At 62.2% G+C, this 621-nt stretch carries 1 protein-coding gene; it reads right to left on the reverse strand.

The annotated features are described in order from the left end of the window. Positions 1-515, reverse strand: a 515-nt coding sequence (locus tag SB786_RS35560) for a helix-turn-helix domain-containing protein (RefSeq protein ID WP_410731479.1), incomplete at its 3' end; no start/stop codon positions are given. Between the last annotated feature and the right edge of the window lie 106 nt (positions 516-621).

A 621-nucleotide genomic window follows, 5' to 3' on the forward strand; every position in this document is an offset into this window, starting at 1 on the left:
GCATCCATCACCACCGTGGCATAACGGTGCCCTTTGTAGAGGGCAAATTCGTCCATCACCAGTCGACGCGGCTGGGCCTCGGGCAACGCATCAAGACAGGCCTGCATGCGTCGCGCGTCGATGCGTCGGACGGTTTCCCAATGCAGCCCCGATAACCGGCAGACGTGAGCGATCGGCAACTTCTCGCACCAACGCCCGACGAATTCCGCCAGACGCCGGGTGATCCGGGCGTGCCGATCCAGCCAGCTCACCTGCTCGGTACGGGGCCCGCAGCCGGCGCACCGTACCCGACGCAGACGCACCCGCAGCCAAACTGCATCGCCTAGCATCGGCAGGTCTCGGATCGTGCGCCAGCCTTGTTCGTGCACACGCTCGCTGCGCTGACCACAGCCAGAACATTGAGCGCAATGGCCGGCTTCAGGCTGCAACGTGATGCGCGTCACGCCCTGCGTGCGCTCGAGTTCGGTAACGGTAAAACCTTCCCAGAACGGGAGGTCGAGTTTATGATCGGCCATGAAAGCGGTGGTCGTTGGAATCGTCTGATTGGTCGCACAACCAGTCTATTCCTTCGGGCACCGCTTTCCTTTTAGGCCTCGCCTTCACGCTAATCCGTGAAGAACC

The organism is Burkholderia sp. SIMBA_062 (genome assembly GCF_046534765.1).
In the GTDB taxonomy this organism is placed as follows: Bacteria; Pseudomonadota; Gammaproteobacteria; order Burkholderiales; family Burkholderiaceae; genus Burkholderia; species Burkholderia ambifaria.